The organism is Nocardiopsis tropica, from assembly GCF_042660575.1.
Taxonomy (GTDB): domain Bacteria; phylum Actinomycetota; class Actinomycetes; order Streptosporangiales; family Streptosporangiaceae; genus Nocardiopsis; species Nocardiopsis tropica.
This window is the reverse complement of the sequence record NZ_JBHSUF010000008.1, coordinates 34,458-53,216: the sequence shown is the minus strand read 5'-3', so window position 1 is coordinate 53,216 and position 18,759 is coordinate 34,458. Positions and strand designations below refer to the sequence as shown.

Here is an 18,759-nt window from a genome sequence, read left to right as displayed (position 1 = left end):
ACCCCTGCGCCGAGAGGAAAGCCGATGAGCCTTCGCGTCGTCCACCGGCCGACACGGACCGTCCATCCCACTCCGGCCCAGGACCCTCACGAGGTGGAGGCCCCGCCGACCCTCCCCGACGGCAAGGCCCAGGGCAACCCGCTCATGACCATCCTGCCCATGGTCGGCATGATGGCGTCGCTGACGATCATGATGGTCATGCGCAACCCGGCGTTCATGGCGCTGGGCGGCGTCGTCCTGGTCGTCGCCCTCCTCGCCGCCCTGGCCATGCTGTTCTCCCGGCGCGGACAGGTCGCCCGGCAGCGCCGCAACCAGCGCGAGCTGTACCTCCAGTACCTGGAGGAGCTGCGGGAGGAGCTCGGCGGATGGGAGCAGCGCACCCGCGCGCACGCCCGCCTTCTCGACCCGCCCCCCGAGGCCCTGTACGACGTCGTCCGCGACCCCACCAGGCTGTGGGAGCGCCGCCGCAGGCACCGCGACTTCCTCCGGGTGCGCGTGGGCAGCGGGCTGACGGAGGGCCGCCCCCTCCGCCTCGCCGAGCAGGGGACCGCCCTCACCCCCACCGACCCGTTCATGCTCTCCGAGGCGCAGGCGGCCATCCGCCGGTTCGAGTCCGTCCCCGAGATGCCGCTCACCCTGCCCCTGGACATGGCCGGGAACGTGAGTGTCATCGGGGAGCGCGAGGACGTGATGCGCCTGGTCAGAGCGCTCGCCGCCCAGTTCGGGGCGTTCCACGCCCCCGAGGACGCCGGACTCGCCGTGTCCTACCCGGCCGAGAACGCCGACGACTGGTCCTGGCTGCCGTGGCTGCCCCAGGTCCTGGACCCGCGGCGGCGCGAGGGCGGCGCCGCCGTCCGCCTCATCGCCCCGACCCCCGCCAAGCTCGGCGGCCTCATCGCCGACGAGCTGCGCTCGCGCACCGACTTCGCGTCGGAGGTCCGCAGGGGCATGGGCAAGCGCGAGGCGTACCGGATGATGCGGCGCCTGCTGGTCGTCCACGACACCCACGGCGAGGTGGCCGCCGAGCTCGTGCGGCCGGACGAGGCCGTGGACCCCGCCGACCTCGGCGTCACCGTCCTGCACCTGGTGTCCCGCCAGGTCGACGAGCCCGGCGACGTGAACCTGAGGATCAGCGTCGACGGCGACCAGGTCCGGATCGAGGAGCTGCGCGGCGCCGACCCCGTGGTCACCAGCGGCACCGTCGACGACGTCTCCGCCGCGACCCTGACGGGCCTGGCCCGCATGCTGGCCCCGCTCCGCCTGTCCCCGGAGTCGATCGAGGAGACCGCCCAGGAGGGCGGCAGCGTCGACTTCCCCGCGATGATGGGCGTGCAGGACCCCGGCGCCGTCGACGTGCAGCGCCTGTGGGCGCCGCGCAGCGAGCGGGCGTTCCTGCGCGTCCCGATCGGCGTGGACGACATGGGCCAGCCCGTGATCCTCGACCTCAAGGAGTCCGCGCAGCTGGGCATGGGCCCGCACGGGCTGTGCGTGGGCGCCACCGGCTCCGGCAAGAGCGAGATGCTCCGCACCCTCGTGCTGGCGCTGGCCGCCTCCCACCCGCCCGAGCGGGTGAGCATGGTCCTGGTCGACTACAAGGGCGGCGCCACGTTCGCCCCGTTCGAGGACATGCCGCACGTCGCCGGGGTGATCACCAACCTGGAGGACGACGCGGCGCTCATCGAGCGCGTGTACGCGAGCCTGTCCGGCGAGGTGCAGCGCCGCCAGCAGATGCTCCGCGACGCCGGGAACGTGTCCAACATCGGCGACTACACGTACAAGCGGGAGCACGACCCGGGCCTGCCGCCGCTGCCGCACCTGCTGGTGATCATCGACGAGTTCGGCGAGCTGCTGACCGCACGCCCCGACTTCATCGAGCTGTTCCTGTCCATCGGCCGGATCGGCCGGAGCATCGGCGTGCACCTGCTGCTGTCCAGCCAGCGCATCGAGGGCGGCAAGCTGCGCGGCCTGGACACCTACCTGTCCTACCGCCTGGGGCTGCGCACCTTCTCCGAGGAGGAGAGCCGCACCGTCCTCAACACCCCGGACGCGTTCCACCTGCCCTCGCTGCCGGGGTTCGGCTACCTGAAGGTCGACACCAGCGTCTACCAGCGGTTCAAGGCCGGATACGTGTCCGGCGCCTACCGGGGGCCGGTCGCCGAGGAGGAGGTCTCGGAGGGCACCCCGTCGGTGCGCCCGTACACGGCGTACAACAGCGACGGCGGGCAGGACCCGGCGGCGGCCCAGGCGCCCGGCGAGGACACGCCGATGCCGTCCCGGACGGTCGGGCCGACCCTGCTGGACGTGATGGTCGGACAGTTCGGCCGCCACGGGGAGCGGACCCGGGAGATCTGGCTGCCCCCGCTGCCGTCCGCGACCACGCTGGACACGGTGGCGGGCGCCCCGGTGGAGGGCGAGCGGGGGCTGCGGCTGCCCGGGACCCACGAGCCGATGCACGTCCCGGTCGGCGTCCTGGACGACGCCACCAAGCAGTGGCAGGGCGTGTGGAAGCTCGATCTGACGGCGTCCGGCGGCCACGCGGCCGTCATCGGGGGCCCGCAGAGCGGCAAGACGACCCTGCTGCGCACCCTCGTGCTGTCGCTCGCGCTCACCCACACGCCGGAGCAGGTGGCCGTGTACTGCCTGGACCTGATGGGCGGCGGCCTCCAGTCCCTGGCGTCGCTCCCGCACGTGGGCGGGGTGGCGGTGCGCACCGACAGCGAGCGCGTCCGCCGTACCGTCGAGGAGATCCAGGGGATGCTGGAGCACCGGCAGGCGGTGTTCCGCGACCGGGGGATCGACTCCGTCGCCCAGCTGCGCCGCATGCACGCCCGGGGCGAGGTGCCGGAACTGGCCAGCGCCGACGTGGTGTTCTGCATCGACGGCTTCGGGGCGCTGCGCAAGGACTTCGAGGACATCGACCCCAAGGTCACCGACCTGCTGCAGCGCGGCGGCGGGTTCGGCGTCCACGTGGTCGCGGGCATGCTGCGCTGGAACGACGTCCGGATCGCCGCCCAGTCCAACTTCGGGCAGAAGGTGGAGCTGCACCTGAACGACTCGTCGGACTCCACGATCGACCGCAAGCTCTCGGAGACGATCAGCGCGAAGACCCCCGGGCGCGTCCTCACGGACGCCGAGCTCTTCGGCCAGGTGGCGCTGCCCCGCATCGACGGGGTGGCGGACGGCGACAACCTGGGCGAGGTCGTGGAGAAGACCGTCCGGGCCGTCGACCAGGCCTGGCGCGGCAAGCGCGCGCCCAAGGTGCGCATCCTGCCGCACCGGCTGTCGGCCCGCACGCTGCCGACGGTCGAGTCGGAGCCCCGCCTGGTGCCGATCGGCGTGGACGAGCGCGCCCTGGAGCCGGTGCTGCTGGACCTGTTCGACCGCGACCAGAACCTGCTCGTCCTGGGCGACGGCGAGTGCGGCAAGACCAACCTCCTGCGGCTCATCGCCGAGAGCCTGGTGGAGAGGTACTCGTCGGACGAGGTCGTGTTCGCGGTCATGGACCCGCGCCGCACCCTGCGCAACGTGGTCCCCGAGGAGTACATGGGCGGCTACGCGAGCAGCCCGCGCGTGTGCGCCGGCCTGGCGGGCGGCGTGGCCAAGGAGGTGGAGGGCCGTCTGCCCGAGGACGGGGACGTCGACTCCCTCGAGCCGGGGTCGTTCAAGGGGCCGCGCATCGTGGTGCTCGCGGACGACTACGACGTGCTCACCACGGCGGGCCAGAAGCCGCTGGCCCCGTTCGTGCCGTTCGTGCCGAACGGCCGCGACATCGGCCTGCACTTCGTGGTGGCGCGCCGGGTGGCGGGCGCCGGACGCGGCATGTACGACCCGCTGGTGCAGGCGATGCGCGAGATCGGGACGAGCGCTTTGGTGATGTCGGGCGACCGGAGCGAGGGCCAGCTGCTGCCCCGGGTGTACGCCGCGCCCCAGCCCCCCGGCCGCGGCAAGTGGGTGACCCGCGGCGACACCGGGCGGCTGATCCAGACGGCGGTGCGGGAGGCCCCGATCCCGGACCGGGCCTGACGCCTTCGGCGGAGGGCGCCCGCGGCCGGGTCGGGAGCACGCCTCCCGGCCCGGCCGCTGCGCTCCCGCGCGGCGGTCCCGCCCCCTGGGGGGGGTTAGCACCCGTTTCGCTCCTCCATGGGCGAAAAGGGAGGAGCGGCCGCCGTCCACCGCTGTAGGTTCTCGCAATGACACGATTCACGAGCACCCTCATCGGTACCGGCTTCGGGCTGGCTTTCGTCCTCGCGAACACCGGCCCGCCGCTGTCTCCCACGGTGGCGCTCGCCCTCCGGGTCGTCGCCGTGGCCGCGGTGGTCGCCGTCCTCGCCCTGGTCGTCGCGATCGGCCGCCGGCCGGCCGCCGACCCGGGCCCCGACGGGCCGCGGATGCGGTTCGACGCGTTCTTCGGCGCCGTCCTGGCCGTCGAGGCCGTCGCGCTGTTCGGAGGGATCCTGGCGCTGAGGGCCCTGGACGCGCCGATGCAGGCCAACGTGGCCTGGATCGCCCTCGTGGTCGGGCTGCACTTCTTCCCGCTGGCCCGGCGCTGGCGGGCCCGGTCCCTCGTGTTCACCGCCGTTTACATGTCGGTCCTCGGCCTCGCCGGGCTGGCGATGGTCTTCGCCGGGTACCCGGGGTGGGCGCCCCTCGTGAGCGGTGCGGTCACCGGCGCGGGCATGCTCACCGGGATCCTGGCCTCGCTCGCCGCCGACCTGCGGGCGGCCAAGGCCGTCGACGCATGACCGCGTTCCGGCGGGAGGGCGTGTCCGTCCCGGGCTCCGACCGTGCCGTCCGGCCTTCCGACGGTCCCGGTCCCGGCCCCGGGGTTCCGACGGACACGCCGGGCGCGGCGGGCACGGCCTCAGGACATGCCGCGCAGCCCGACGAGGAGTTCCGCCAGGGCCGCGGCGGCCCCGTCGGGGTCCGTCTCGCGCACGGTCCAGCCGCGCATGGCCGCGAGCCGCGCCACGTGCGCGAAGGCCGGGTCGGTGAGCAGGTAGGCGCACGGGGCGTCCGGCCAGTCGGCCGCCACCGGCAGCCGCTCGGTCCGGTAGGCGGGCGGCTCTCCGGGCCGGGGAGCACCGGGCGGGACCGCTCCCTCGGGGCTCTGCGAGCGCACGAGACCGTCCCGGTCGGCGCTGCCCGGCTGGGGCAGGAACGCGTCCACCAGCACGTAGCCGAACACCGGCCGGTGGGCGGCCCGCTGCGCCGCTCCCACCGCGCCCAGCAGGGGCCCGGCGTCCCCCTCGGCGACGAGGGCGGTCGGCGCGTCCGCCGCGACCAGCCGGTTGATCTCCAGGCTGGCCCGCGCGACGTAGCGCGCCGCGTGCGGCGGCAGTTCGTCCCCGCCCACCTCGGGGCGGACGGCGCCCGCCCCGACCTCGGGCAGCCGCCGGTGGAGGTCGGGCAGCCTGGTGGCGGCGCCGAGGGTCGGGGGGAGGAGGACGGCGATCACGCGGTGCGGCCCGCGGTCTCGTCGCGCACCCACGCCAGGTAGGAGGGGTTGCCGCCCGCCACCGGCACGGCGACCACCTCGGGGACGTCGTAGGGGTGGACGCCGACGATGTGGGCGGTGAGCTCGTCGAGCCGGTCCGCCGAGGTCTTGGCGACCACGGTCCACTCCTCGTCGCTCCGGACCTCGCCCTCCCAGCGGTAGAAGCTGGTGACGGGCCCGCCCACCTGCGCGCACGCGGCGAGCCGGCGGTCGACCACCGACCGTGCCAGCCGTTCGGCGCCGTCCCTCGTGTCGACCGTCGTCTCGACCCGGACGGTCTCGTGCTGTGGCATGGTCGTCCCTCCGTCCCGGCCGCCGCGGTCCGGACCGCCCGACCGGGTGTTCTAGGCTCACTGATCATGAGCGAACGTGATGAACTCCTGCGTCTGATCAACGATAAGGCGGTCGTGCGCGGGAAGGTGACCCTGTCCTCGGGCCTGGAGGCGGACTACTACGTCGACCTGCGGCGGATCACCCTGGACGGGGAGGCCGCGCCGCTGGTCGGCTCGGTCATGCTGGACAACGTCGCGGACCTGGAGTTCGACGCGGTGGGCGGCCTGACGCTGGGCGCGGACCCGGTCGCCGCGGCGATGGTGCACGCCGCGCACGCGCGCGGCCGCAGGCTGGACGCGTTCGTGGTCCGCAAGGCGGGCAAGGCGCACGGCCTGCAGAAGCGGATCGAGGGCCCCGACGTGCGGGGGCGGCGCGTGCTCGCCCTGGAGGACACCTCGACCACGGGCGGCTCGGTGATGACCGCGGTGGAGGCCCTGCGCGAGGAGGGCGCCGAGGTGGTCGCGGTCGCGCTGATCCTGGACCGGGGCGCCCGCGGGCGGATCACGGAGGAGGGCCTGGACTACCGGGCCGTGTACGGCGTGTCCGACCTGGACGTGTAGCGGTCCGGCCCGTGGGCGCGGTTCCGGCCGCGGCCGGGGCCGCCTCCGCGGGGGCGGGGCCCGGTCGGGCCCGTCCTCTCGCGCCGGGGCGGTGCGCGGCCGTCTAACCGTCGATCGTGAAGCTGTGGCCGGGTTCGCGGTCGGCGATGTCGCGCCGGTTCCCGTGGACGAAGACCTCGACGGCGGAGGGGTCGCCGATGGTGACCTCCAGGCCGCCCTCGGCGCTCGCGTAGTTGACCGACTGGCCCTGGGTGACCTCCTGGTCGAGGAGGACGTCGCCTCCGGGGATGCGGACGAAGACGTCGCTGGACTCACCGGTCACACGGATGTGCAGCACACCCATGTTCTCCGGTTCCTCCGACTCCGCCGCCGTTCCCGAGGCGTTGGCGCTCACACTGGCGCCGTTGCCCGGGAGGGAGCGGTACAAGAAGAATCCGCCGAGGGCCAGGAGCGTGACCAGGAGCAGGACAGCCCCGACGATGGCCATCACCTGGCCAACGCCGCGAGGGTCATTCCTATGCCTTCCCACGGCGTTGAATGTAGCGCGTATCACGACAAAAAGCGACAGTGATCGGCCCTCTGTCCAGGGGTTCCCATGATGCGTTCACGTTCGCCCGCGAAATGCACAACTTTTCACACCGGGGCCGGAGAACCGGGAACGCCTGCGCCGTCAGCTGCGACGACACCGGGAACTCCGGACAATTTGGTCTAGACCTTTTCAAGGGCTCCGTGGATTCGGGATACTTGGGTGACACCTGGTGGACACGTCCGGAAGCGCGGCCCGCCCCATGGGCCTTCCCCCGCTCGCCGGCCTCCACCGGGAACGCACGTGGGGTGCCGCCGGAGCGATACCGGCGGCCGCTCGCTCCAGGCCGAATCCAGGGAGAGTCAAGCCATGCCCATCGCCAGTCCCGAGGTCTACACCGAGATGCTGAGCCGCGCGAAGTCCCAGGGCTTCGCCTACCCGGCGATCAACGTGACCTCCAGCCAGACGCTGCACGCCGCCCTGCGCGGCTTCGCCGAGGCGGAGAGCGACGGCATCGTCCAGATTTCCACGGGCGGAGCGGAGTTCCTCTCCGGCGCCTCGATCAAGGACATGGTCACCGGTTCGGTCGCCTTCGCCGAGTTCGCCCGCGTCGTGGCCGACAAGTACCCGGTGAACGTCGCCCTGCACACCGACCACTGCCCCGAGAACAAGCTCGACGGCTTCGTCCGCCCGCTCCTGGAGATCTCCAAGGAGCGCGTCGCCAAGGGCCAGGAGCCGCTGTTCCAGTCCCACATGTGGGACGGGTCGGCCGTCGAGCTGGAGGAGAACCTCCGGATCGCCGAGGAACTGCTGGCGGCGTCCGAGGCGGCCCGCACGATCCTGGAGATCGAGGTCGGCGTCGTCGGCGGCGAGGAGGACGGCATCGTCGGCGAGATCAACGAGAAGCTCTACACCACGCCGGCCGACGCCCTGCGCACCGCCGAGGTGCTGGGCCTGGGCGAGAAGGGCTACTACCTGACCGCCCTGACCTTCGGCAACGTGCACGGCTCCTACAAGCCCGGCTTCGTCAAGCTGCGCCCGGAGGTGCTCAAGAAGGCGCAGGAGGCCGTCGCCGAGAAGCACGGCAAGGACAAGGCCTTCGACTTCGTCTTCCACGGCGGCTCGGGCTCCACCATCGAGGAGATCCACGAGGCCATCGGCTACGGCGTCGTCAAGATGAACATCGACACCGACACCCAGTACGCGTACACGCGTCCGGTGGTCGACCACATCCTCAAGAACTACGACGGCGTGCTGAAGATCGACGGCGAGATCGGCAACAAGAAGGCCTACGACCCGCGCTCCTACGGCAAGGCGGGCGAGGCCGGCATGGCCGACCGCGTCGCCGAGGCCGCACGGCAGCTGAAGTCCGCCGGCAACAAGATGAAGTAGGGGACCCGGCGCCCGCCGCTGCGGCGGGCGCGCCCGCGCGCGGTTCCCGGCGGCCGCACGGCCGCCGGGAACCGCGCCCCCGGAGGACGGGGCCGGGGACGGACGCGCGATGTCGCGGGAGGCACCGTGAGGGGTGCGGACCCGGTGGCAGGATGGGGTCATGAACCTGCACCGGAACCTGCTCAACGAGCCGCCCGAGACCCGTCTGGCCGACAACCCCGAGGCCCGTGAGGCCCTGGCCGGAGCCGACGACCCCACCCCGGTCGCCGGACGCTTCCCCGAGTACTCGGCCGCGTGGGCGCGCCTGGCCGAGCTGGCCCTGGCCGACGGGCAGCCCGTGGCCGCCTACGCGTACGCCCGCACCGGCTACCACCGGGGGCTGGACCAGCTGCGCCGCTCGGGCTGGAAGGGCCACGGCCCCGTCCCGTGGGAGCACGAGCCCAACCAGGGCTTCCTGCGCGCCCTGCACGCCCTGGGCAAGGCCTCCGAGCAGATCGGGGACGCCGAGGAGGCGGAGCGCTGCGCCGACTTCCTGCGCGACTCCAGCGCCGAGGCCGACAAGGTCCTCAACGGCTGACGGCCCGACGGTCCCGGGTTCCGCGCGCGGGCCCCGGGGCCGTCGGCCACCCCCCGCTCAGGCCCGCGGGCCGGACGCGTAGAGGCCGATCAGCCGGGCCAGATGGGTTCCGGCGATCCGCAGCGGAGCCTCGTCCCGCGCCACCTGCGCCGCCATCTCGGCGCCCTCCACGGTGCTGATCACGGTGTACGCCAGATCCGCCGCGTCGTCCTCGGCGATGCCGTGGTCCCGCAGCCTCTCGAACACCAGCCGGCGCCAGTGCGCGAAGGCCGCGTCCGCGGCCCGCCGGATCTCGGGCACGCTGCCCGCCACCCCCAGGGCGGTGGAGGCGACGGGGCACCCGTCCTCCCAGCCGGACTCGCGCATCCCCTCGGCCAGCGCCCGCACACAGGCGACGAGGCCCTCGGCCGGGTCCCCGGCGGCCGTCAGGCACCGGTCCAGCTCGTCCGCGAACTCCCTCTCCCCGTGCCGGATCGCGGCGACCGCCACCTGACCGGAGGCGTCCGGTCCGACCCCTCCGGTATCGGGACCCCGGACACCTCCACCTTCTACAGCGGCCCCCGGGACGTGTTCGAACGCCACCGGGAGACCCTGGAGGTCCTCACCGCCACCACCTACCTCGGCGAGGACCCGGGCCTGGCCGCGCTGCACCACCAGCTCGGGATGGGCCTCTTCTGGACCGGCCTGGTCGGCCGGCTCCACGCTCTGGCGGTCGCCCGGGCGCACGGGATCACCACCGAGGAGTTCCTGCCCCGATCCGTCGCGACCACGGCCTCCCTGGAGGCCGTGTTCCGCTTCTACTCCCCCCGGATCGACGAGGACCGGCACACCGGAGACGCCGAGCGGCTCTCCATGGCGGCGGCAGGCGTCGAGCACGTCGTGGCCACCTCGAAGGAGTCGGGGGTGGACGCCACCCTGCCGTCGGCGCTCCTGGAGATCTCCCGCCGGGGGCCGGCCGACGGACAGGGGTCGGAGAGCTTCACCAGCCTGCTGCGGGTCCTCTCGGTGCCCGTCTCCGGCTGAGGGCCCCGCGGGCCCCGGCCTGCCCCGGGTCCCGCACAGGGGTCCGGCCCGCTCCCCGACGCGTGCCGGACCCGCCGCCCTCCACGCGCGGGCCCGGGACCGGGAGGCCGGGACCCGGACGGCTCCCCCGCCCTCCCGGGGGTCCCGGGCCGGTGTGGCGCAGACGCCCCGGCGCCCCACTTAACCCGGATGCGCAGGTCGTGTACGCTCAATACGCAACGGCCCCTGTCGCTGCCTTGCGCCAGGGGTTCATCCATGTTCGGGGTGGGAACCCCGGTCAGGTGTCGAGCGAAAAGGTAGAGATCCAGATGCCGGCGATCACGCTCGTGGGTGCCCAGTGGGGCGACGAGGGCAAGGGCAAGGCGACCGACCTCGTCGGCGACCGCGTGGACTACGTGGTGCGGTACCAGGGCGGCAACAACGCCGGCCACACGGTGGTCATCGGCGACAAGAAGTACGCCCTCCACCTGCTCCCGTCCGGGATCCTCTCCCCCAACGTGGTGCCGGTCATCGCCAACGGCGTCGTCATCGACCCGGGCGTCCTCCTGGAGGAGCTCCGCGGCCTCGACGAGCGCGGCGTGGACACGTCCCGCCTGCTCATCTCCGCCAACGCGCACCTGATCATGCCCTACCACCGGGCCCTGGACAAGGTCAGCGAGCGCTTCCTCGGCAAGGGCAAGATCGGCACCACCGGTCGCGGCATCGGCCCGACCTACGCCGACAAGGTCTCCCGCCAGGGCGTGCGCGTCCAGGACATGTTCGACCCCTCGATCCTGCGCAAGAAGATCGAGCTGGCCCTGCACGACAAGAACCAGCTGCTCACCAAGGTGTACAACCGGCGCGGCCTGGAGGCCGAGCCGATCATCGAGGAGTACCTCGGCTACGCCGAGCGGCTGCGCCCGTACGTCGCCGACACCTCGCTGATCCTCAACAAGGCGCTCGACGAGGGCAAGACCGTCTACCTGGAGGGCTCCCAGGGCACGCTGCTGGACATCGACCACGGCACCTACCCCTTCGTGACCTCCTCCTCCCCCACCTCGGGCGGCGCGGCCGCCGGTTCGGGCATCGGCCCCACCCGCATCACCAAGGTCGTGGGCATCCTCAAGGCCTACACGACCCGTGTCGGCTCGGGCCCCTTCCCCACGGAGCTGCTCGACGAGCAGGGCGAGTGGCTGCGGACCCAGGGCGGCGAGTACGGCGTGACCACCGGGCGCAACCGCCGCTGCGGCTGGTTCGACGCCCCCATCGCGCGCTACGCCACCCGCATCAACGGCATCACCGACTTCTTCCTCACCAAGCTCGACGTGCTCACCGGCCTGGAGCGCATCCCCGTGTGCGTCGCCTACGAGGTCGACGGGGTCCGCCACGACGAGATCCCGATGACCCAGACCGACTTCCACCACGCGGTGCCGGTCTACGAGTACCTCGACGGCTGGTCCGAGGACATCACCGGAGTCCGCGAGTTCGACGAACTCCCCAAGAACGCACAGGTCTACGTGCGTACCCTGGAGGAGATGGCCGGAGCACCCGTCTCCGCCATCGGCGTCGGTCCCGGACGCGACGAGACCCTCCAGCTGCGCTCCCTGGTCTGACCCCCGCCCGTCCGCCTTCAACACGAAGAGGCCCCCTGCAGTGAAAGCCCTCGTTCTCGGCGGCGGAGGCCGCGAGCACGCCCTCGTCCGCGCCCTCTCCCTGGACCCGGGTGTCACCGGCATCCACAGTGCGCCCGGCAACCCGGGCATCTCCGAGCTGGCCGAGAACCACGTCATCAACGTGACCGACGGTCTCGCCGTGACGGAGCTGGCCGCGCGCATCCGCGCCGAGCTGGTCGTCATCGGCCCGGAGGCCCCGCTGGTCGCCGGTGTGGCCGACGCCCTGCGCGACCGCGGCATCCCCGTGTTCGGGCCCGACCGGGCGGCCGCGAAGCTGGAGGGCTCCAAGGCGTTCGCCAAGGAGGTCATGGAGGCGGCGGGGGTGCCCACCGCCAAGGCGCGCGTGTGCCGGTCCGCGGGCCAGGTCTCCGACGCCCTCGACGAGTTCGGCGCCCCGTACGTGGTCAAGGACGACGGCCTCGCCGCGGGCAAGGGCGTCGTGGTGACGGACGACCGCGCCCTCGCCGAGCGGCACGCCCGGGAGTGCGGCCGCGTGGTCATCGAGGAGTTCCTCGACGGCCCCGAGGTGTCCCTCTTCGTGCTGAGCGACGGTGTGCACGCGCTGCCGCTGCTGCCCGCGCAGGACTTCAAGCGCGCCTACGACGGCGACCGGGGCCCCAACACCGGCGGCATGGGCGCCTACGCCCCGCTGCCGTGGGCGCCGCAGGGCCTCGTGGACGAGGTGATGGAGTCGGTCGTGCGGCCGACCCTCGCGGAGATGAACCGGCGCGGCACGCGCTACCAGGGCCTCCTCTACGTGGGTCTGGCGCTCACGTCGGGCGGCCCGCGCGTGGTCGAGTTCAACGCGCGGTTCGGCGACCCGGAGACGCAGGTGGTCCTGGACCGGCTCGCCACCCCGATCGGCGCGGTCCTCCAGGCCACCGACACGGCCGGGCTGGGCGGCATCGGCTCCCTCCAGTGGAAGCCGGGCGCGGCGGTCACCGTCGTGGTCGCCGCGGAGAACTACCCGGGCGACCCGGTCAAGGGAGACCTGATCGGCGGCCTGGACGCGGCCAACGCGCTGGAGGGCGCGTACGTGCTGCACGCCGGCACCGCGTGGGAGGGCACCGACGGCGTCAAGGCGAGCGGGGGCCGTGTCCTCAACGTGGTCGGCACCGGCGCCGACCTCCGCCAGGCGCGCGAGCGGGCGTACGAGGCCGCGTCGCGGATCGAGCTCCGCGGCTCGTTCCACCGCACCGACATCGCCGAGCGCGCCGCCGCCGAGCTGTAGCAAGGACCGGAGAACCCACATGAGCGGCTTCGTCGTCACCCCCGAGCCCGTCCGGGTCGAGGGGCTCACCCACCTGCACACCGGCAAGGTGCGCGACCTGTACGCGGCGGCGGACGGCAGCCTGGTGATGGTGGCCAGCGACCGCGTGTCGGCGTACGACTGGGTGCTGCCCACCGAGATCCCGGGCAAGGGGCGCCTGCTCACCCAGCTGTCCCTGTGGTGGTTCGACCAGCTGGGGGACCTGGTGCCCAACCACGTCCTGTCCGACGTCCCACCGGCGGGAGCGCCCGCCGACTGGGACGGGAGGACACTGGTGTGCCGCCGGTTGGACATGGTGCCGGTGGAGTGCGTGGCGCGCGGCTACCTGACCGGTTCCGGCCTCGCCGAGTACCGGGTCGACGGCACGGTGTGCGGCGTCGCCCTCCCCGACGGCCTCGTCGACGGCTCCGAGCTTCCCGAGCCGGTCTTCACCCCGGCCACCAAGGCCGAGGTCGGCGACCACGACGAGAACGTGTCGTTCGAGGTCGTGGCCGACCGGCACGGAGCCGCCCTCGCCGCCGAGCTGCGCGACCTCACCCTGCGCGTGTACCGGCGCGGCCGGGAGCTGGCGCGGGAGCGCGGCGTCATCCTCGCCGACACCAAGTTCGAGTTCGGCCGGGACGCCGACGGCGCCCTGGTGCTGGCCGACGAGGTGTTCACCCCCGACTCCTCCCGGTACTGGCCGGCGGACGAGTGGGCCCCCGGACGCCCGCAGACCTCCTTCGACAAGCAGGTCCTGCGGGACTGGCTGGCCTCGCCCGAGTCGGGGTGGGACCGGGCCTCGGAGACCCCGCCGCCCGCGCTTCCGGAGCACGTGGTGGAACGCACGCTGGACCGCTACACGGAGATCCATGAGCGCCTGACCGGCCGGAAGCCCGGTCTCCGCGCCGGGAACCGGTAGTGATTCGGCGCACGGGGCAGTCGTTTCACGTCGGGGACCACGTATGGTGGTGACGTTGTGCGCGGCGTCCCGCCGGCGTCCTGCCACGCGCGCGGCATCCCTGGTCTTTCCCTTGGGCCGAATACCTCTTTGGCTGTTTGACCGGTCCCCATCCACGTCCGGCGGGTATACCACGTTCTGTGCCGGTACACGCGGGTGGGTGCTATAGAGTCGTCGCGAGCACCGGCTTCACCGGCCGCGCAGGTCACGCGCAAGATGGTCGCAACGTTCCAGGGGAAACCCGCGTCTAAAACGCATACAGGCGAAACCCGACGAGGGTGACCTTTTTTCACATCTGCCTCACAAAGGAGCACATGAGCATGGGCCAGGAGGTTCGTTACCGCGTCCGCGGCGGACGCCCCCTCAGTGGAACGGCGTTCATCCAAGGCGCGAAGAACGCCGTCCTGCCGATGATCGGGGCCGCTCTACTCGCGGCCAAGGGCCGTACCGTGCTGCGGAACGTGCCCGTCATCGAGGACGTCTACCGCGCGCTTGAGCTCGCCGAACACGTGGGCGCCAAGGTCGAGTTCCACGAGGCCGAGCGCACCGTCGTCATCGACGCGTCCCGTCTCAACGACCCCGAGCGCGCCGTCCTGCCCGCCGAGATCGCGGCCCGCTTCCGCGGCTCCGTGCTCTTCGTTCCCGCGCTGATGCACCGCACCGGCCGCGCCCGCATCGAGGGCGTCGGCGGTTGCAACCTGGGCAGCCGCAACCTCGACTTCCACTACCGGGGCTTCGCGCGCCTGGGCGCGGAGGTCACCGAGGACCTCGAGCGCAACCACATCAACGTGGAGGCCAGCAACCTCCGCGGTGGCCGCCTCTACCTGGACACGCCGTCCCACACCGGTACCGAGAACCTGCTCATGGCCGCCGTCCTGGCGCCGGGCACCACGGTGATCGAGCACGCGGCCCTCGAGCCCGAGGTCATCGACGTCATCAACTTCCTGAGCGCCATGGGCGCCAGGATCAGCGGCGGCGGCACCGGGCTCATCACGGTCGAGGGCGTCGAGGAGCTCACCGCGGTCGAGCACACGATCATGTCGGACCGCATCGACGCCGGCGTGTTCGCGATGACCGTCGCCGCCACCGGTGGCGAGGTCAGCCTGGTGGGCGCCCACCTGGACCACCTGGGCGTGGCCCGCTGGAAGCTCGAGCAGATGGGCGTGGGCTTCTCCCAGGAGGGCGCGGTCCTGCACGTGCAGAGGGACCCCTCCGTGCCGCTGCGCCCGATCAACGCCGTCACCTCGCCGTTCCCGGGCTTCGCGACCGACCTCCAGTCGCCGCTGATGGCCCTGGCCACCCTGGCCGAGGGCGAGAGCTACATCCACGAGGCCATCTACGACGGCCGGTTCGCCCTGGCCGACGAGCTCAACAAGATGGGCGCGAAGATCGAGGTCGAGGGCACCCGCGCCATCGTGCACGGGCCGACCAACCTGCGCGGGGCCGAGGTCATCGCCCACGACCTGCGCACCGGTGCGGCCCTGGTCCTCGCCGGACTGGTCGCGGAAGGTGAGACAATCGTGGCGCCCGGATACCTGGTTGACCGCGGTCACTCCCAGTTCGCGGCGAGGCTCGCTGCTCTCGGCGCGGACGTGGAGCGCGTCGTCGTCTCGTAGGGAGCCGAAAGCGCAGTTCAAGCCGGGGTGGGGGCTTGCCTCCCACCCGGGCTTTCGGCGTTGATATCGAAAACGATCTTCTTTGGCCCCGCACAATGGGTACGATCTCGGCAATCATGCCGTGACAGAGATCGGGTCGGGAAACCAGTGGGCGCACATAGTGAAGAGCGTGGAATGGTAGCGGGGAGCAACCCGAGGTGAGTGCCCAGCGTACTGGCGATTTGACGATCGGCGTCATAGGGCCCCATGAGGTGGTCGAACGGGTCATGCTCATGGGCCCGGGGTCCACCGGGCCCCTCAACGCCAGACTCATCGCAGCCGCGTACCGAGATGAGCAAGAGGCGACGGACAAGGTCGTCAGGCTGGGTTCGGCGATCGACGCCTACCTGTTCGCCAGCCCTGTCCCGTACGAGTTCGCGCGCAAGGCCGGGGTTCTCACGATGCCCGCCACCTTCGTGCCGCTCGGCGGGGCCAGCCTGCACGAGGCCCTGCTCCGGGCGACCCTGGACGACCGGTACGACCCGACCAGAGCCAGCCTCGACGTGCTCAGCCGCGCCGACGTGGTCGAGGCCTACTCCGAGGTCGACCTGCCCGTGGACGGCATCCACGTGCACGAGGAGCTCACGAACACCGCGCAGCTCACGTCCTTCCACGAGGGGCTGTGGCGGCGCAAGGCCACCCGCATGGCGATCACCTGCGTGCGCGGCGTCGCCGAGCGGCTGGAGGCCATCGGCGTCCCCGTGATCCGGTTGCGGCCCACCAACGCCGGCGTGCGCAGCGCCCTCCAGACCGCGGGTCTGCTGGGGGCGCACCACCGGCTGGAGGAGGCCCAGCTGGGCGTCGTGGTGGTGGACGTGCCCACGCTGCGGGACTCGTCCCGGCGGTCGACCCCCCGGTACTGGCGCGAGGAGCTGCGGCTGTCGCTGCACCGGCTCCTCCTCCAGGAGGCCCACCGGATCAACGCCACGGCCCACCGCCTGGACGACCATTCGTTCATGGTGACCGCCACGCGGGGATCCCTCGTGACCGCGACCGAGGGGTTCCGGCAGCCGCCGTTCGTGGAGCGCATCAAGGCGGAGCTGGGGATCGCGATCGAGGTCGGGATCGGCATGGGGCGCACCACCCAGGACGCCGAGGCGCACGCCCGGGCCGCCCTGAACCGCGCCCAGGCGTCCCGTCAGAGCTTCGCGGTGGACCGCGAGGGTCGTTCCCTGGTCCCCGCCCAGCGCGCGCCCGCACGGCAGTCCTCCGAACCGCTGCGCACCAAGGGCCGCGAGACGTTGATTCGGCTCTCGGAGAAGATCGCCGAGGAGGACGGCCCGCTGGTCGTCGACGCGGAGAACGCCGGGCGCATGCTCGGCGTCACCTCCCGGACCGCGCGCCGGCTGCTGCGCACCCTCGTCGAGGAGGGGCTGGCATGGCCGCTGCCCCCCAACCGCACCCTCCAGCCCGGCCGCCCGCGCCAGCTCTACAGGCTGATCGTGGAGAAGCTGGACAAGGACGCGGCGGGCAAGTAGGCGGTGGGCGGACAGGCGCCACACGTACGCGGGCGGGGGCGGTTCCCAACGGGACCGCCCCCGCCGCGTGCTGCCCCGGTGCTGCGGGGGCGACCGCCCGGGGACGGGGACGGGCGACCGGGCGAGGGCCCGGTGCTGCGGGGGGCGACCGTGTAAGGCCCCGGTGGACGACCGGGCGAGGGCCCGGAGGCTCCCGGGCGAGGGCCCGGCCCCAGCCGCGAGGGGCTGCGGAGCAGTCCGGGACCACTCTGTGAGGCGTCCGCGGGGGCCTGTGGGGAACAAGCCCCGGGGCGAGGCGATCGGGCCCGTGAAGGCGTCCGGGGCGACCGGGCGGCCAGGTTCGCGGTGACGGACAGCGGGCCGACCAGGTTTTCCGGAGACGTGGCGGACCGCGTACGGGATCCGCCGGAAGCGGTACGGCCGGGTTCTCCACAGGCCGTGGAGAGGCGTTGCCCGCGGAACGGCCCGGTGGGAGCGTGGAACACGGGGGCGCCGCACAGCGGCCACGGGGAGCCGCGGGTCCCCCGAATCGACGCTACCCCTCTCCAACCCGCCCCCGCCATCCCCGTCCACAGGCTGTGGATAATCCGGTGACAATCCCGTTCCCCGCTGCCAGACCCCCGCGCATGGACGACGAGGCGGCCCCCGCTCCCGGGGGCCGCGCACCGGCCACCCGGGCGCCCGTGCGGCCGGTGCGCCGGACACCCCGGCCGGCCGGACGGGCACCGCCGCACGGGCACCCCCGCGGGTTCCCTAGCGGCGCTCGGCGTAGGAGGTGGCCACGGCCAGGAACGCGTCGTTCTCCTCAGGGGTGCCGAGGCTCACGCGGGCGCCCTCGCCCGCGAACGGGCGCACCGAGACGCCCGCCTCCGCGCACGCGGCGGCGAAGTCGAGCGTGTCCCCGTCCAGCCGCAGCCACACGAAGTTGGCCTCGGTCGGCGGCACGGTCCACCCGGAGGCGACGAGCGCGTCGCGGACGCGGTCGCGCTCCGCGACGGTGGCCGCCACCCGCTCCATGAGCTCGTCCTCGGCGTCGAGAGAGGCGATCCCCGCGGCCTGGGCGATGTGGTTCACGGCGAACGGGACGAGGGTCTTGCGGACCGCGTCGACCACCGGCGGGTGGCCGACCAGGTAGCCCAGGCGCACCGCGGCCAGGCCGTAGGCCTTGGAGAACGTGCGCAGCACGGCGACGTTGGGCCGGTCCCGGTAGAGGTCGACGCCGTCGGGCACGCGGGGGTCGCGCACGTACTCCAGGTACGCCTCGTCCAGGATCACCAGCACGCTGTCCGGGATCCGGTCCAGGAAGGCGGTCAGCTCGTCCTCGCGGACCGTGGTGCCGGTCGGGTTGTTGGGGTTGCAGACGATCACCATGCGGGTGGCCGGGGTGACCGCGTCCGCCATGGCGTCGAGGTCGTGCGCCTCGTCCTTCAGCGGAACCTGCACGGGGGTGACCCCGGCGAGCCCGGCGAGCAGCGGGTAGGCCTCGAAGGACCGCCAGGCGTAGACGACCTCGGCCCCGGGTTCGCCGACCGCCTCCAGGAGCTGCTGGAGCATGCCGACGGAGCCCGCGCCGAGGGCGAGGTGCTCCTCGGGGACGTCCAGGCGCCGCGCGAGACGGGAGGTGAGCTCCTCGGCGCCCGGGTCGGGGTAGCGGTTCAGCTCTGCGGCCGCCCGCGCGACGGCCTCACGCACCGAGGGGAGGGGGCCGTAGGGGCTCTCGTTGGAGGAGAGCTTGACGGACCGGCCTTCGGGGCCGACGACCTTCCTGCCCGGCTTGTACGGGGGGATGCTCTCCAGCACCGACCGCAGATATGGCGATTTCGACTCCGACACCATTGTCCTTCCTCAATACTTTGTGC

General features: G+C 72.8%; 16 protein-coding genes. 11 read left to right on the top strand and 5 right to left on the bottom strand.

The window, feature by feature from the left end; translation table 11 throughout:
* The first annotated feature begins 24 nt into the window (after positions 1 to 24).
* Together eccCa and ACFQBR_RS14385 are read left to right on the top strand one after the other, a co-directional pair.
* Positions 25 to 4,023 carry a type VII secretion protein EccCa gene (gene eccCa, locus ACFQBR_RS14390; protein WP_344185560.1) on the top strand — a complete coding sequence of 1,333 codons (3,999 nt, stop codon included), beginning with the start codon at positions 25 to 27 and terminating at the stop codon, positions 4,021 to 4,023.
* Positions 4,024 to 4,190: 167 nt separating this feature from the next.
* The gene (locus ACFQBR_RS14385) at positions 4,191 to 4,742 is read left to right on the top strand and encodes a hypothetical protein (RefSeq protein WP_344185561.1); all 552 of its coding nucleotides are present in this window, start codon (positions 4,191 to 4,193) and stop codon (positions 4,740 to 4,742) included.
* Positions 4,743 to 4,861: 119 nt separating this feature from the next.
* On the opposite strand, the gene ACFQBR_RS14380 is transcribed toward ACFQBR_RS14385, so the two are convergent.
* Positions 4,862 to 5,455 (bottom strand): hypothetical protein, encoded by a 594-nt coding sequence (locus ACFQBR_RS14380; RefSeq protein WP_344185563.1) that lies wholly within the window; start codon positions 5,453 to 5,455, stop codon positions 4,862 to 4,864.
* On the bottom strand, positions 5,452 to 5,787 hold the full coding sequence (cutA, locus tag ACFQBR_RS14375; protein WP_267947160.1) for a divalent-cation tolerance protein CutA: 336 nt from the start codon (positions 5,785 to 5,787) through the stop codon (positions 5,452 to 5,454). Before cutA ends, ACFQBR_RS14380 begins: the two co-directional genes overlap by 4 nt.
* 66 nt (positions 5,788 to 5,853) lie before the next feature.
* Between cutA and pyrE the strand changes: the two genes are divergently transcribed.
* A complete protein-coding gene (pyrE, locus tag ACFQBR_RS14370; RefSeq protein WP_267947161.1) occupies positions 5,854 to 6,387 on the top strand; it encodes an orotate phosphoribosyltransferase in 534 nt (177 codons plus the stop codon).
* A 103-nt stretch (positions 6,388 to 6,490) separates the two neighbouring features.
* On the opposite strand, the gene ACFQBR_RS14365 is transcribed toward pyrE, so the two are convergent.
* Positions 6,491 to 6,874, bottom strand: coding sequence for a RodZ domain-containing protein (locus ACFQBR_RS14365; RefSeq protein ID WP_267947162.1), 384 nt, complete (start codon positions 6,872 to 6,874; stop codon positions 6,491 to 6,493).
* A gap of 408 nt (positions 6,875 to 7,282) precedes the next feature.
* Between ACFQBR_RS14365 and fbaA the strand changes: the two genes are divergently transcribed.
* Both fbaA and ACFQBR_RS14355 read left to right on the top strand, forming a co-directional pair.
* Positions 7,283 to 8,305, top strand: a complete 1,023-nt coding sequence (fbaA, locus tag ACFQBR_RS14360; protein WP_378553568.1) for a class II fructose-bisphosphate aldolase — start codon at positions 7,283 to 7,285, stop codon at positions 8,303 to 8,305.
* Between the two features lie 160 nt (positions 8,306 to 8,465).
* Positions 8,466 to 8,882 carry a DUF3151 domain-containing protein gene (locus tag ACFQBR_RS14355; protein ID WP_267947164.1) on the top strand — a complete coding sequence of 139 codons (417 nt, stop codon included), beginning with the start codon at positions 8,466 to 8,468 and terminating at the stop codon, positions 8,880 to 8,882.
* Between the two features lie 57 nt (positions 8,883 to 8,939).
* On the opposite strand, the gene ACFQBR_RS14350 is transcribed toward ACFQBR_RS14355, so the two are convergent.
* Positions 8,940 to 9,371, bottom strand: a complete 432-nt coding sequence (locus ACFQBR_RS14350; RefSeq protein WP_344181043.1) for an LmrA/YxaF family transcription factor — start codon at positions 9,369 to 9,371, stop codon at positions 8,940 to 8,942.
* On the opposite strand from ACFQBR_RS14350, the gene ACFQBR_RS14345 reads away from it, so the two are divergent.
* The 6 genes from ACFQBR_RS14345 (at position 9,348) to ACFQBR_RS14320 (ending at position 16,900) form a co-directional block, all read left to right on the top strand.
* Positions 9,348 to 9,905, top strand: a complete 558-nt coding sequence (locus ACFQBR_RS14345) for an imine reductase family protein (protein WP_344181041.1) — start codon at positions 9,348 to 9,350, stop codon at positions 9,903 to 9,905. The genes ACFQBR_RS14350 and ACFQBR_RS14345 overlap by 24 nt on opposite strands.
* Positions 9,906 to 10,213: 308 nt before the next feature.
* On the top strand, positions 10,214 to 11,497 hold the full coding sequence (locus ACFQBR_RS14340; protein WP_267947167.1) for an adenylosuccinate synthase: 1,284 nt from the start codon (positions 10,214 to 10,216) through the stop codon (positions 11,495 to 11,497).
* A gap of 40 nt (positions 11,498 to 11,537) precedes the next feature.
* On the top strand, positions 11,538 to 12,788 hold the full coding sequence (gene purD / locus ACFQBR_RS14335; protein WP_344181039.1) for a phosphoribosylamine--glycine ligase: 1,251 nt from the start codon (positions 11,538 to 11,540) through the stop codon (positions 12,786 to 12,788).
* Positions 12,789 to 12,807: 19 nt separating this feature from the next.
* Positions 12,808 to 13,728, top strand: coding sequence for a phosphoribosylaminoimidazolesuccinocarboxamide synthase (locus ACFQBR_RS14330; RefSeq protein ID WP_267947169.1), 921 nt, complete (start codon positions 12,808 to 12,810; stop codon positions 13,726 to 13,728).
* 359 nt (positions 13,729 to 14,087) lie between these two features.
* The gene (murA, locus tag ACFQBR_RS14325) at positions 14,088 to 15,383 is read left to right on the top strand and encodes a UDP-N-acetylglucosamine 1-carboxyvinyltransferase (RefSeq protein WP_267950568.1); all 1,296 of its coding nucleotides are present in this window, start codon (positions 14,088 to 14,090) and stop codon (positions 15,381 to 15,383) included.
* Between the two features lie 251 nt (positions 15,384 to 15,634).
* Complete coding sequence (locus ACFQBR_RS14320; protein WP_378553683.1) at positions 15,635 to 16,900, top strand: transcriptional regulator; 1,266 nt, start codon at positions 15,635 to 15,637, stop codon at positions 16,898 to 16,900.
* A gap of 753 nt (positions 16,901 to 17,653) precedes the next feature.
* Here ACFQBR_RS14320 and hisC read toward each other — a convergent pair.
* Complete coding sequence (hisC, locus tag ACFQBR_RS14315) at positions 17,654 to 18,736, bottom strand: histidinol-phosphate transaminase (RefSeq protein ID WP_344181037.1); 1,083 nt, start codon at positions 18,734 to 18,736, stop codon at positions 17,654 to 17,656.
* Between the last annotated feature and the right edge of the window lie 23 nt (positions 18,737 to 18,759).

Bases quoted from the DNA above. Each gene is read 5' to 3' on its own strand.
- cutA (WP_267947160.1), bottom strand. From the start codon at position 5,787: ATGCCACAGCACGAGACCGTCCGGGTCGAGACGACGGTCGACACGAGG.
- hisC (WP_344181037.1), bottom strand. From the start codon at position 18,736: ATGGTGTCGGAGTCGAAATCGCCATATCTGCGGTCGGTGCTGGAGAGC.
- murA (WP_267950568.1), top strand. From the start codon at position 14,088: ATGGGCCAGGAGGTTCGTTACCGCGTCCGCGGCGGACGCCCCCTCAGT.
- ACFQBR_RS14340 (WP_267947167.1), top strand. From the start codon at position 10,214: ATGCCGGCGATCACGCTCGTGGGTGCCCAGTGGGGCGACGAGGGCAAG.
- ACFQBR_RS14365 (WP_267947162.1), bottom strand. From the start codon at position 6,874: ATGGCCATCGTCGGGGCTGTCCTGCTCCTGGTCACGCTCCTGGCCCTC.
- ACFQBR_RS14330 (WP_267947169.1), top strand. From the start codon at position 12,808: ATGAGCGGCTTCGTCGTCACCCCCGAGCCCGTCCGGGTCGAGGGGCTC.
- fbaA (WP_378553568.1), top strand. From the start codon at position 7,283: ATGCCCATCGCCAGTCCCGAGGTCTACACCGAGATGCTGAGCCGCGCG.
- ACFQBR_RS14355 (WP_267947164.1), top strand. From the start codon at position 8,466: ATGAACCTGCACCGGAACCTGCTCAACGAGCCGCCCGAGACCCGTCTG.
- eccCa (WP_344185560.1), top strand. From the start codon at position 25: ATGAGCCTTCGCGTCGTCCACCGGCCGACACGGACCGTCCATCCCACT.
- ACFQBR_RS14385 (WP_344185561.1), top strand. From the start codon at position 4,191: ATGACACGATTCACGAGCACCCTCATCGGTACCGGCTTCGGGCTGGCT.
- pyrE (WP_267947161.1), top strand. From the start codon at position 5,854: ATGAGCGAACGTGATGAACTCCTGCGTCTGATCAACGATAAGGCGGTC.